The sequence below is a fragment of the Gracilibacillus massiliensis genome, from assembly GCF_001458115.1.
GTDB lineage: Bacteria > Bacillota > Bacilli > Bacillales > Amphibacillaceae > Gracilibacillus > Gracilibacillus massiliensis.
This window is the reverse complement of the sequence record NZ_CZRP01000012.1, coordinates 913,868-927,662: the sequence shown is the minus strand read 5'-3', so window position 1 is coordinate 927,662 and position 13,795 is coordinate 913,868. Positions and strand designations below refer to the sequence as shown.

General features: G+C 38.1%; 12 protein-coding genes. All 12 read left to right on the top strand.

Translation table 11 applies throughout. The features are described from left to right. The first annotated feature begins 585 nt into the window (after positions 1-585). The 12 genes from lspA (at position 586) to pyrE (ending at position 13,677) form a co-directional block, all read left to right on the top strand. Positions 586-1,059 carry a signal peptidase II gene (gene lspA, locus BN3107_RS12140; RefSeq protein WP_058307888.1) on the top strand — a complete coding sequence of 158 codons (474 nt, stop codon included), beginning with the start codon at positions 586-588 and terminating at the stop codon, positions 1,057-1,059. Then, positions 1,056-1,970, top strand: coding sequence for an RluA family pseudouridine synthase (locus BN3107_RS12135; RefSeq protein WP_058307887.1), 915 nt, complete (start codon positions 1,056-1,058; stop codon positions 1,968-1,970). Before lspA ends, BN3107_RS12135 begins: the two co-directional genes overlap by 4 nt. 185 nt (positions 1,971-2,155) lie before the next feature. After that, a complete protein-coding gene (gene pyrR / locus BN3107_RS12125) occupies positions 2,156-2,701 on the top strand; it encodes a bifunctional pyr operon transcriptional regulator/uracil phosphoribosyltransferase PyrR (protein ID WP_058307973.1) in 546 nt (181 codons plus the stop codon). 126 nt (positions 2,702-2,827) lie between these two features. Beyond that, entirely contained in the window at positions 2,828-4,207 is a 1,380-nt protein-coding gene (locus tag BN3107_RS12120; protein ID WP_058307885.1) for a solute carrier family 23 protein, read from the top strand. A gap of 30 nt (positions 4,208-4,237) precedes the next feature. Next, positions 4,238-5,167, top strand: a complete 930-nt coding sequence (locus BN3107_RS12115; RefSeq protein ID WP_058307884.1) for an aspartate carbamoyltransferase catalytic subunit — start codon at positions 4,238-4,240, stop codon at positions 5,165-5,167. Continuing rightward, complete coding sequence (locus tag BN3107_RS12110) at positions 5,127-6,407, top strand: dihydroorotase (protein ID WP_058307883.1); 1,281 nt, start codon at positions 5,127-5,129, stop codon at positions 6,405-6,407. Before BN3107_RS12115 ends, BN3107_RS12110 begins: the two co-directional genes overlap by 41 nt. Next, the gene (locus BN3107_RS12105) at positions 6,404-7,495 is read left to right on the top strand and encodes a carbamoyl phosphate synthase small subunit (protein WP_058307882.1); all 1,092 of its coding nucleotides are present in this window, start codon (positions 6,404-6,406) and stop codon (positions 7,493-7,495) included. The genes BN3107_RS12110 and BN3107_RS12105 overlap by 4 nt, the downstream gene beginning before the upstream one ends. Further along, the gene (gene carB / locus BN3107_RS12100) at positions 7,495-10,695 is read left to right on the top strand and encodes a carbamoyl-phosphate synthase large subunit (protein WP_058307881.1); all 3,201 of its coding nucleotides are present in this window, start codon (positions 7,495-7,497) and stop codon (positions 10,693-10,695) included. The genes BN3107_RS12105 and carB overlap by 1 nt, the downstream gene beginning before the upstream one ends. Next, positions 10,692-11,453 carry a dihydroorotate dehydrogenase electron transfer subunit gene (locus BN3107_RS12095; protein ID WP_058307880.1) on the top strand — a complete coding sequence of 254 codons (762 nt, stop codon included), beginning with the start codon at positions 10,692-10,694 and terminating at the stop codon, positions 11,451-11,453. Before carB ends, BN3107_RS12095 begins: the two co-directional genes overlap by 4 nt. Continuing rightward, positions 11,450-12,364, top strand: coding sequence for a dihydroorotate dehydrogenase (locus BN3107_RS12090; RefSeq protein WP_058307879.1), 915 nt, complete (start codon positions 11,450-11,452; stop codon positions 12,362-12,364). The genes BN3107_RS12095 and BN3107_RS12090 overlap by 4 nt, the downstream gene beginning before the upstream one ends. Then, positions 12,357-13,061, top strand: a complete 705-nt coding sequence (gene pyrF / locus BN3107_RS12085) for an orotidine-5'-phosphate decarboxylase (protein WP_058307878.1) — start codon at positions 12,357-12,359, stop codon at positions 13,059-13,061. The genes BN3107_RS12090 and pyrF overlap by 8 nt, the downstream gene beginning before the upstream one ends. Next, the gene (gene pyrE / locus BN3107_RS12080; protein ID WP_058307877.1) at positions 13,054-13,677 is read left to right on the top strand and encodes an orotate phosphoribosyltransferase; all 624 of its coding nucleotides are present in this window, start codon (positions 13,054-13,056) and stop codon (positions 13,675-13,677) included. The genes pyrF and pyrE overlap by 8 nt, the downstream gene beginning before the upstream one ends. Positions 13,678-13,795 lie beyond the last annotated feature (118 nt).

Sequence of the window (13,795 nt, the reverse complement as noted above, 5' to 3'; positions counted from 1 at the left end):
AACCACATCAACAATACAATAGTATATCTAAACTGCGAAGTACCTGACAAACTATTATTGAAAAAGTATTCAGATGAGTGCTAATCCAACGCTACGGAAAAACACTTCCTTTCCGGGGGCACGGCTGAAGCTAACTTGGTAAAGAAAAGCACTTTACCAAGTGGATCTTCAGCTCGTGCTGTTCCCCCAGGAGTGTCGCATTTTTCCTCCGCTTTGAGCTGAATTCTGTTCAGGTACGATGAAATAAGCTGTGATATCAATATCCTAGCTGATACTTAATTTGTAGAACATTACTGAAGCGTAGTCCATTTACGAAGACTCCAGCGGGAACAGCGCGAGCTGAAAATCCCGCAGGAAAGCGACCTTTGCTTTCCGAGGAAGTTGAAGCCGTGCCCGCGGAAAGCGAAGTAAATGGACGGAGCTTTTGGTTAACACTTATCAAACTTTCAAAATTGTCACAGGTTCGCAATATATGTCTATTGTGTAAAAGATATAATTATCTACATTCTTTTTCAATTTTGATTTATAATGGTATAATGTGTAGGTAATTTATTGCATTTGAATTGAAAATGTTGGAGGTACGTTATGTGGCGTGTATATGTAATTGCATTAGCAGTAATCGTGATCGATCAAGTAACGAAATGGTTGATCGTGACCAATATGGAATTAGGAGAAAGAATAAGCCTTATTGAATCCTTTTTTTATTTAACATCACATCGAAACTCTGGAGCAGCATGGGGTATATTACAAGGACAAATGACCTTTTTCTATATTATCACCATCATTGTGATTGGATTTATTATTTTTTACATCCAGAAATACGCAAAAGAAAGTATGTTATTAGGTACTGCTCTAGCTTTTGTGCTAGGTGGAGCAATTGGAAACTTTATTGATCGTCTATTTCGGAAAGAAGTCGTTGATTTCTTTGATATTTACATTGGGACTTACAATTATCCAATTTTTAATATCGCGGATTCTGCACTAGTTGTTGGCGTGATCATTATTTTTATCTATACATTCATCGATGAAAGAAACAAAAAGAAGGAGCAAGCTAAATGAGTGAACCAGAATACATAGTTAATGAAGCAGAACAAGGGGTTAGAATTGATAAATTATTAGCAACCATTTCGTCTGATTATTCAAGGTCACAAATTAAAACATGGTTTGACAAAAACTTAGTAAATGTAAACGGCAAAACTGTCAAACCAAACTATAAATGTCAACCTGAAGACAAAATTGAATGGCTGATCCCTAAAGTAGAACCATTAGATGTGGTAGCAAAGAACCTACCAATTGATATTGTATATGAAGACAAAGATATTTTAGTGGTAAATAAAGCCAGTGGCATGGTTGTTCATCCTTCTGCAGGACATAAGGAAGACACATTAGTAAATGCTCTATTGTTTCATTGTGATGATTTATCTGGAATAAATGGGGTCAAACGACCAGGTATCGTTCATCGTATTGATAAAGATACGAGTGGTTTATTAGTGGTAGCTAAAAATGATTTGGCACATGAAAGATTGGCTGAACAATTGAAAAAGAAGACAATGAAAAGAGCCTATAAAGCAATCGTTCATGGTGATATTCCTCATGACTATGGTACGGTTGATGCACCGATAGGCCGTAGTGAAAAAAACAGACAACTTATGGATGTAACAGAAAAAGGAAAACCTGCCGTCACCCATTTTGAAGTGTTAGAGAGATTACATGAAAAATACTCTTTTGTTAAATGTATTTTGGAAACAGGTAGAACTCACCAAATCCGAGTTCACATGAAGTATATTGGTTTTCCGATAGTTGGAGATCCAAAATATGGTCAGCGCAAAAGCATTGATGTGGATGGCCAAGCTCTCCATGCATACCATTTACAGTTTGAACATCCTATAACAAAGGAAGCTTTGGAATTTGAAGCACCATTACCAACTAAATTTGCAAAAGTATTAGAAAATATCCGTAAAAGTTATTGACTTCACCTGCACTTTTTGTCATAATTAACTCAATATCATAAAGTCCTTTAAAAACAGTCCCGTGAGGCTGGAAAGGTATCGGATAAATTACTATAAGTATGTCCAAATCCTTATCTCCCACGGAGAATAAGGATTTTTTTATTACCAATTTTCCTACTCTTTGAGAAAAAAGTGAGGCGTTTATGATGAATAAAAAAGCAAATGTATTAGATGCAGCTGCGATGCGAAGAGCATTAACTAGAATAGCACATGAAATCCTCGAACGTAACAAAGGGGTAGACGGATTAATGCTTGTAGGTATTAAAACAAGAGGTGTGCCAATTGCAAGACGACTTCAAGAAAAAATTCAGGATATCGAACATGTAGAAGTACCTATTGGTGAGCTTGATATTACCTTATATCGTGATGATCTTTCACATGTAGATGAGCAACAAGAACCACAATTAAATGATACCAATCTTAAGGAACAAGTGACAGGTAAAAATGTTATTTTAGTAGATGATGTTTTATATACGGGCAGAACAGTTCGTGCAGCGATGGATGCCATAATGGATCAAGGCAGACCTTCGCAAATGCAACTTGCAGTTTTAGTGGATCGTGGTCATCGTGAGTTGCCAATTAGAGCAGACTTTATTGGCAAAAATATTCCGACTTCACAGAATGAAATTATCACAGTAGAATTAGCTGAAATTGATCAAAAAGATAGTGTAAGTATTTACGAAAAAGAATAAAAGACCTTTAACCAAGTACAGAGATGCTTATAAGGTCGCAGATTTAGGATACGTGCATTTAAATGACACGTCTACCTCTTTGCGACCAGCAAAGAGGTTTTTTATTTAGAAAAAGGGGAGAGCGACATGTCAGATAAAAATATGGAGTTAGGTATTAGAGACGTCCCAAAAATGTCAAAATGGATCTTGTTTAGTATTCAACATTTATTCGCAATGTTTGGTGCGACCATTTTGGTACCATTTTTAACAGAACTTTCACCAGCAATAGCACTGGTTTCCAGTGGACTGGGAACTCTAGCATACTTAGTTATAACAAAAGGACAAATACCAGCATATTTAGGGTCAAGTTTCGCCTTCATTGCACCGATCACTAGTGCGATGGCAATCGGTGGAACCGGTGGAGTGATGATCGGAAGCTTTTTGGCGGGGGTTGTTTACGGAATTTTATCACTATTGATCGCAACTTTTGGTACCGATTGGATTATAAAAGTATTACCTCCGATCGTAGTTGGGCCCGTAATAGTTGTTATTGGTTTAGGATTAGCACCAACAGCAATAGACATGGCCATGAATGTCGATGGTGAATATAGTGGCATTCATTTTAGTGCAGCCATTGTCACACTATTAATAACAGTAATAGGCTCCTTACTATTTAAAGGATTCTTCGGACTTATTCCGATTTTAATAGGGATCATTGGGGGTTATCTATATTCCTTAATCATAAGTGCAACTACATCTTCCAAAATATTAGATGCAAGTGGTGTCCAAGCTGCTTGGGATAAAATTATCAACGCTGGGTCCTTTGGAGAAGCGATACAATCGATTTTCTTAGTACCAGAATTCGTTATACCGTTTGTTCATTACAATCCCGCTGATTTGTTTAGTTTGAGTATCGTTGCAGTTATGGTTCCAGTAGCAGTGGTAACAGTAGCAGAACATATTGGAGATCAAATGGTTCTGTCCAAAATTGCAGGAAAAAACTTTATCAAAAAACCTGGATTACACCGTTCGATACTTGGTGATGGGGTGGCAACCATGATAGCGTCAGCCCTAGGTGGACCACCAAATACAACCTATGGTGAAAATATTGGGGTACTTGCCATTACTAGGGTGTTTAGTGTGTTTGTCATCGGTGGAGCAGCTGTTTTGGCTATACTGTTTGGTTTTGTAGGGATTATTACAGAATTGATTGCGTCGATTCCAACTGCGGTAATGGGTGGTGTCTCCATTCTATTATTCGGTATCATCGCTTCAAGTGGGCTAAGAATGCTTATTGATAATCAAATCGATTTAGGTATTAAAAGAAATTTAGTAATCTCTTCGGTCATTTTGGTAATTGGTATTGGTGGAGCCTATATAAATATACCGCTGGGAGATGTTGATGTAACCATAGCTGGAATGGCACTTTCCGCATTTATTGGTCTTATTTTAAACCTTGTATTACCTGATAAAGAGTCAGGGTATGGAAATGGACAAATGTTTGCTGAACCTGATGATCAAGAATAAGTAATACACTTCAAAAAGGGAGGACTAAAGATGAAGCATTTTGTATCAATGAAAGAAAAATCTGAAACAGAAATTCTCCAATTAGTAAAAAGAGCTAACGTTATTAGTCAGAAGGGTGTACAACCACTTAACGGACAATTTTTTGCTGCAAATCTCTTTTTTGAACCAAGTACACGGACAAAAATGAGTTTTGTGGTGGCGCAACGAAGGTTGGGAATGGAAGTATTAGATTTTATGTCGGATATTTCGAGTGTGACGAAGGGTGAGAGTATTTACGATACGGCACGAACGTTCGAATCCATTGGTGCAAATCTAATTGTGCTCCGACATCAACAAGAAAATATCGCCAATCAATTAGCTGAATCTTTATCTATCCCTGTTATCAATGCTGGCGATGGTACTGGCGAGCACCCGACCCAAAGCTTATTAGACTTAGTTACAATTTATCAGGAATTCCGCCAATTTAATGGATTAAAAGTAGTCATTGCAGGGGATATAAAGCATAGTCGAGTTGCCAGATCCAATGCGATTGCTCTTTCTACATTAGGGTGTCAGGTTTATTTAACCGGTATGAATGACTGGCAAGATAACACATTACCCTTTCCGTATATCTCGATGGACGATGCAGTTGAAATCGCCGATGTACTTATGTTGTTGCGAATTCAACACGAACGACATCAAGATCACCAGGCATTCACTGAAGCAGATTATCTAGAGAATTATGGGTTAACGATTGATCGAGAAGCTAGGATGCAATCACATGCGGTTATCCTACACCCGGCTCCAGTCAATCGAGGAGTCGAAATAGATACACGCCTAGTCGAGTGTGAACGATCCCGTATTTTTAAACAAATGAAAAATGGTGTAGCAGCAAGAATGGCAGTTATCGAATCACTACTGAATCAAGGGGGAAATTATAGTGAAGAAAATTTTAACAAACGTCAAGCGAATATTGGATAATGGAGATACACTTCCATGTGAAATATTAATTCAAGATGAAAAAATAGCGGCGATTGGTAATAAGTTACATGAACCTGAAGCAGAAATTATCGATGGTAAAGGGCACATTGTGTCTCCAGGTTTTGTCGATGTCCATGTACATTTGCGTGAACCAGGTGGTGAAGCAAAAGAAACAATCGCTACTGGTACCAAAGCGGCTGCCAAAGGTGGATATACAACAGTTTGTGCGATGCCAAATACGCAACCTACTCCAGATTCAGTGGAAGTTTTAGATTCCATTCAACAAAAAATAAAAGAAACGGCATCGATTCGTGTTTTACCTTATGGATCGATCACAGAAAGGTTAATCGGCGACAAATTAACAGATATGAAGAGCTTAAAAGAAGCAGGAGCTTTTGCCTTTACAGATGATGGTGTTGGCATCCAATCATCAGACATGATGCTACAGGCGATGAAACGCGCTGCAGAGATTGATATGCCGGTAGTTGCTCATTGTGAGGACAATACGTTAATTCACGGTGGTGTCATGCACGATGGCGAAGTAAGTCAGAAATTGGGATTGCCAGGAATTCCTTCAGTATGTGAATCTGTTCAGATTGCTAGAGACGTGTTGTTAGCAGAAGCAGCAGGTTGTCATTATCATGTATGCCACGTGAGTACAAAAGAATCTGTACGTGTAATCCGTGATGCTAAAAAAGCAGGAATTCGTGTTACAGCAGAAGTAACCCCTCACCATCTATTAATCAATGAAAATGCGATTAATGAGAATGATGCCAATTATAAAATGAATCCACCATTACGTGCAACGGACGATCAACAAGCCTTAATCGATGGATTGCTTGATGGTACGATTGATTTCATTGCAACCGATCATGCGCCACACACACATGAAGAAAAAGCGCACGGAATGGAAGAGGCACCTTTTGGAATTGTTGGATTCGAGACAGCTTTTTCTCTATTGCATACTCATTTTGTAGAAAAGAACATTTTTACCCTTAAACAATTAATCGACTGGTTAACAGTCAAACCAGCTTCGACATTTGGATTACCGTTTGGAGCTATTGAAATCGGACAAAGTGCTGACTTGACACTATTAGATACTGAAACTATTTATTCGATCGACAAAGACAGCTTTTTGTCAAAAGGAAAAAATACACCATTTCATCAATGGCAAGTAACTGGCAAGCCAGTCGCTACCATTTATAAAGGTGAAACAGTATATCAGGAGGTTACACAATGAAACGACAACTAATACTGGAAGATGGAACTACTTTTACCGGTGTGGCATTTGGATCGACCGAAGAACGAATTGGAGAAGTCGTATTTAACACTGGTATGACTGGTTACCAAGAAACATTATCAGACCCTTCTTATTGTGGTCAAATTGTGACAATGACATATCCTTTAATTGGGAATTATGGTATTAACCGTGACGATTTTGAAACGATTAATCCATCGATCTTTGGTTTTGTTGTAAAAGAATTTTGTGAAACTCCATCTAATTTTAGAAGTGATGAAAGTCTTAATACGTACCTGGAGGCTAATAATATCCCAGGTATCGCTGGAATTGATACAAGAAAACTTACAAAGATTCTACGTAAACACGGTACGATGCGTGGTATTTTAACAAAAGCAGAATATGAAGATAACCAAGCACTAGAAAAAGTAAGACAAGCTGAACCTTTAACAAATCAAGTAGAACAAGTATCTACGGTAAAACCATATGTATCTCCAGGACGAGGATATCGGATTGTATTAGTCGATTTCGGAATGAAGCATGGTATTTTAAGAGAATTAACACTACGAAACTGTCATGTAACGGTAGTACCACATAATTATAATGCAGAAAACATTTTGCGTTTAAAACCAGACGGTATTATGCTAACCAACGGTCCGGGTAATCCGAAGAATGTGCCAGAGGCAATTGAAATGATTAAACAAGTGATACCAACTGTTCCAACCTTCGGAATTTGTTTAGGTCATCAATTACTCGCCTTAGCATGTGGAGCAGATACGGCAAAATTAAAGTTTGGTCATCGTGGTTCTAACCATCCAGTCTATGATTACGAAACAAAACGTACGTATTTAACATCGCAAAATCACGGGTTTGCTGTTACCGAAGAATCGATAAACGATACAGATCTTGAATTAACACAAATTGCTTTAAATGACAAAACGGTAGAAGGTGTCAAACATAGTGTATATCCTGCCTTTTCCGTACAGTATCATCCAGAAAGTTCTCCTGGTCCAGATGATACAAACTATTTATTTGATCGTTTTATTGAAAATATTGCAAGCTATCAAGCAGCACAGAAGGAGGAAGCCTAATGCCAAAAAGAACAGATATTCAAAAGATTTTAGTGATCGGCTCAGGACCGATTGTAATTGGACAAGCAGCAGAATTTGATTACTCAGGTACACAAGCTTGTCAATCGTTAAAAGAAGAAGGATATACCGTTGTATTGGCTAACTCCAATCCAGCTACGATCATGACTGATGATACGATAGCTGACACGGTTTATATGGAGCCATTAACGGTAGAGTTTTTGTCTAAAATCATTCGTAAAGAGCGACCAGACGCCGTGTTACCAACACTTGGTGGTCAAACAGGTTTAAATTTAGCAGTGGCATTGGATGAATCAGGTATTTTAGAAGAATATAATGCAGAATTACTTGGGTCAAAATTAGATGCTATTCAGAATGCAGAGGATCGTGAAAAATTCAGAAAGCTGATGAATGAAATTAACGAACCTGTACCAGAGAGTCAAATTGTCACGACAGTAGACGAAGCATTAGATTTTGCAGATGAAATTGGCTATCCACTCATAGTACGTCCTGCCTATACATTAGGTGGCACTGGTGGTGGTATGTGTTATAACGAAGCAGATCTAAAAGAAATTACCAGAAACGGTTTATCGTTATCACCAGTCAACCAATGTCTAATCGAAAAAAATATTGCAGGTTTCAAAGAAATTGAATATGAGGTAATGCGAGATAAAAATGACCAGGCGATCGTGGTTTGTAATATGGAAAATATTGATCCAGTTGGTATTCATACAGGTGACTCGATTGTGGTTGCACCATCTCAAACGCTTAGTGATCGTGAATACCAGATGTTACGTTCTGCTTCCTTAAAAATTATCCGTGCCTTAGAAATTGAAGGGGGCTGTAATGTCCAGTTAGCTCTGGATCCAGATAGCTTCCAATATTATATTATTGAAGTAAATCCTCGAGTAAGTCGTTCATCGGCACTAGCTTCAAAAGCTACTGGTTATCCGATTGCTAAGATTGCTGCAAAAATCGCGATCGGTATGACATTAGATGAAATTATGAATCCAATTACAGGTACAACGTATGCTTGCTATGAGCCAGCATTAGACTATGTAGTATCGAAATTCCCGCGCTTTCCTTTTGACAAATTTGTATTAGGTAATCGTCAATTAGGAACACAGATGAAAGCAACTGGAGAAGTGATGGCAATCGGCCGAAATTTCGAGGAAGCAATGTTAAAGGGGATACGTTCATTAGATATAAGTGGTGAAGATTTTTACTTGCCAAAACTAGTTGATCAATCGATGGAAACCTTGAAAGAACGACTTGTCAAAGCAGATGACGAACGCATTTATGTACTTGCTGAAGTCTTGCGAAAAGGGATGAGTCTTGAAGAAATTTTCGAATTAACAAAAATTGATCGCTTTTTCTTAGAAAAATTGAAAAATGTCATCGATCTTGAATCGAAATTAGCTGATCATCCACAAGATGGAGAGCTTTTACGAGAAGCAAAAGAGATTGGATTATCTGATACACAAATTGCAAGAGTCTGGAATGTAGAAGTCGATGATATCTATCAACTTCGAAAAGAAGCAGGATTAATGCCAGTTTATAAGATGGTAGATACTTGTGCAGCAGAATTTGAATCAGAAACACCATATTTCTACAGTTCCTATGAAGAAGAAAATGAATCCATCGTATCAGATCGCAAGAAAGTAGTAGTAATTGGTTCTGGCCCAATTCGAATCGGACAAGGTATTGAGTTTGACTATGCAACGGTTCACTCTGTATTAGCGTTAAGAGAAGCGGGATATGAAGCGATTATTATGAATAGTAATCCGGAAACCGTATCAACAGACTTTAGTGTCTCTGATAAATTATATTTTGAGCCATTAACACTTGAGGATGTTATGCATGTTGTAGAATTAGAACAACCAGAAGGTGTGATTGTGCAATTTGGTGGACAGACTGCGATTAACCTTGCAGAAGGATTGGAACGCAGAGGTGTAAGAATTCTAGGAACGCCACTAGAAGCAATTGATACTGCCGAGAATCGCGACAAGTTTGAACAATTATTACAAGAGCTAAATATTCCACAACCACAAGGGAAAAGTGTTCGTCAATTAGATCAGGCAAAAGAAGCCGCTGCATCAATTGGATATCCTGTATTGGTTCGCCCATCTTATGTAATTGGTGGAAGTCAAATGGAAATCGTCTACAATGAGGAAGAACTTGAGGGCTATTTAGCAAAAACAAATCATATTAAACATAAACACCCCGTGTTAATTGATAAGTATTTAACAGGAATTGAAGTAGAAGTGGATGCGATAAGTGATGGGGAAACAACGATAATTCCTGGAGTAATGGAGCATATCGAACGAGCGGGAGTTCACTCAGGTGACTCGATTGCCGTTTATCCAACACAACGATTATCCGAGGAAATAAAACAAACGTGTGTGCAAACTACGATTAAAATTGCAGAAAAATTAGGTGTCAAAGGATTAATTAATATCCAATTCGTCGTCCACAAAAATGAAGTATATGTTTTAGAGGTAAACCCAAGGGCAAGTCGGACGATACCTTTCCTAAGTAAAATTACTGGGGTAACAATGGCTAATCTAGCTACCCGTTGTATTATTGGTGATTCATTAGCTAATATCGGGTATCAAAGTGGTTTACTACCTGAACCAGAAACGGTTTCTGTGAAAGTACCTGTTTTCTCTTTTGAGAAATTACGCAGTGTCGATACAATGCTAGGGCCTGAAATGAAATCTACTGGTGAAGCGATCGGTCGTGACCGAACATTAGAAAAAGCATTATATAAAGGTTTAACAGCATCAGGATTAAAGATACCTATGGAAGGTGCTGTTTTAATCACGGTTGCCGATAAAGATAAGGATGAGGCATGTCAGATTGCCGAAAGGTTCTTTGAATTAGGATTCCATTTATATGCTACTGCAGGTACAGCACAAGCGATTAAAAACTTAAACTTACCTGTAACAGAGGTGGGTAAAGTTGGTGCAGAAGGTAAAAATGTTCTTTCCATTATTGAACAGGGTGAGGTTCAGGTAGTAGTAAATAGTCTGACATCTGGTAAAAAGCCTCGATCTGATGGATTTAGAATTCGTCGCGAAGCTGTAGAACATGGAATTGCTTGTTTAACAAGCCTTGACACAGCAGAAGCGATCGTAAATGTGATTGACTCTACAACATTTACTGCAAAACCTGCAGTGGAAGGGAAGGCTATCGTACTGTGATAACCAAACAATTGATTAAGATAAAAAGTCATTTGCGAATTGCCGAAGATACGTTTGAAGTTGTTTTGCAGTCATCATTAGCCCGTGAATTAAAGCCAGGCCAGTTTGTTCATGTTGCATTAAAGCATCACATGTTAAGAAGACCCGTTTCGGTAGCGAATGTTGATGCAGAAGCGGATAACTTTACGATCGTTTTTAAGATTTTTGGTGAAGGAACAAAGGCGTTAAGTAAGTACCAGGCTGGAGATCACTTAGATGTCATTTTACCATGTGGCAGTTATTATCCTGTTGAAGAATTAGAATTAGATCACGCTTTAATAGTTGGTGGAGGGATTGGAGTCCCTCCTCTTTACTACCTTGCGAAATCATTAAAAGAAAAGGGCGTTAAAGTAACAACAGTCCTTGGTTTTCAATCTAAAGATCATGTTTTTTATGAAGAAAAGTTTCAGTTATTAGGAGATACGTATATCGCTACAAATGATGGAACTTACGGCAAAAAAGGTTTTGTTACAGATATTATTGCTGAACTTTCTTCAACAATCGATTATTACTTTTCGTGTGGTCCTACACCAATGCTACAAGCAGTAACCAATCAATTAGCAGAAGAAAAAGGCTATATTTCTCTTGAAGAACGAATGGGTTGTGGAGTTGGCACTTGTTATGCTTGTGTTGTTCCATTAAAAGAAGATCCAACTAAATCGAAGAAAATTTGTAAGGATGGCCCTGTCTTTTACGCAAATGAGGTGATCTTAGCATGAACTTAACAACAACTTTACCAGGATTGGCACTAAAAAATCCTGTTATGCCAGCTTCAGGTTGCTTTGGGTTTGGTAAAGAGTATAGTCAATTTTATGATTTAAGTGATTTAGGTGCGATCATTGTAAAAGCGGCTACGGGACAAGCGCGATATGGGAATCCGACACCAAGAGTTGCGGAAACTACTAGTGGTATGTTGAATGCAATCGGTCTGCAAAATCCAGGAGTAGAGACCATCATCAAAGAAGAATTACCTTTTTTAAGATCTTATGATACACCTGTGATTGCAAATGTGGCAGGTAGTACGGTGAAAGAATATGTCGAGGTAACGAAAGCCTTAAATCATTCTCAAGATATTGCTGCGTTTGAATTAAATATCTCGTGTCCCAACGTTAAAGAGGGTGGCGTTCAGTTCGGAACGGATCCAGAACTTGCAAAAGAAGTCACCTATCAAGTAAAACAAGCAAGTAATTACCCTGTTTATGTAAAATTATCACCAAATGTGTCTAATATTGTAACAATGGCAAAAGCAGTTACAGATGCTGGAGCGGATGGTTTATCGATGATTAACACATTAACAGGTATGCAGATTAACTTAAAGCAGCGTAAACCCATTATTGCGAATAAAACAGGAGGTTTATCTGGTCCTGCCATTAAACCTATTGCGATTCGTATGGTTTATGAAGTAAGACAGGCATTGGATGTCCCGATCATTGGAATGGGTGGCATTATCACAGCAGAAGACGCTCTGGAATTTTTGCTAGCTGGTGCAAATGCTGTAGCTGTCGGTACTGCAAATTTTCAAAATCCATTCGCTTGTCCTGAGATTATTCAAAATTTACCACGTGTATTAGAACAATATGGATTCCAATCTGTAGAAGAAGCAATCGGAAAGGGGCATGTTGATGGATAAACCGTTCTTTTTAGCACTAGATTTTCGCACGGCAGATGATGTAAAAACGTTTATTATGGATAATGATTTGTTTGGTGTTCCCGTAAAAGTAGGGATGGAGTTATTTTATCGTGAAGGTAGAGCCATTATTGATTGGTTAAACCAACATGGTCATCCGATTTTTTTGGATTTAAAATTGCACGATATTCCAACAACCGTTGAAAAAGCGATGTATAATTTGGCTTCACTTGGAGTAGATATTGTGAATGTACATGCTTCAGGTGGAAGTGACATGATCAAAGCAGCGAAACGAGGACTTGAAGCGGGCGCAATCGATGATATTCCAAAATTAATTGCAGTAACCGTTTTAACTTCAATGGATGAAAAGGTATTGCAAGAGGAATTATATATCCAGCAACGATTAGATGATGCAGTGGAAAGACTTGCGTTATTATCTAAAGAAAGTGGGGCTGATGGTGTCGTCTGTTCTGCTCACGAAGTTCCGACGATTAAAAAAGCTTGTGGGGATGATTTTTTAACGGTTACTCCTGGTATACGATTAAGTGACTCCAATCAGAATGATCAAAAGAGAGTAGCTACACCAACAATTGCAAAACAAAATGGGGCTGATTATTTAGTGATTGGCAGAAGCATTACACAAGCAGACAATCCCCAAATAAATTATCAACGTGTAGTAGAGGAGTGGAATCATGCTTAAATCAAAAGAAATGGCAAATGCTTTATACGAAATAGAAGCGATTCAAATTCGACCGGATCGTTCCTTTGTCTGGACTTCAGGTATTCACTCACCGATCTATTGTGATAATCGACTAACCATGTCCTATCCAAAAGTGAGAAAGCAAATAGTAGAACAATTTGCTGAAATGATCGAACAATTAGATGAAAAGCCAGACGTCATTGCCGGATGTGCGACTGCGGGAATTCCACATGCTGCATGGCTGGCAGATTATTTAAATTTACCAATGGTATATGTACGCTCTAAGCCAAAAGGGCATGGAAAACAAAATCAGATAGAAGGTAAGATAGAGAAAGGAGACAAAGTCATTGTTATTGAGGACTTAATCTCTACTGGTGGTTCATCTATAGAGAGTGCTGTCGTTTTGCAAGAAGCTGGAGCAAAGGTTTTAAACGTACTTGCCATTTTTAGTTATGGATTAGAGACAGCTGATATCCAATTTAAAGAGGCGAATGTACCTTTTTCAACGATTACAAACTTTGATATCTTGGCAGAAGCATTAGTAGAAAATAAGGAAATCACGGAAGCAGAAAAGACAGATTTATTACAATGGAGAGATGAATTAGGAAATAGCTAATATTTCCCGGGCAACCGCAACATAATACGTGTTTCGCTAAAAAAAGACAGTGCACTGTCTTTTTTTGTTAAATAGAAATCATAAATTGTGGGATAACTTAATAGCATCTTTGCTGAGC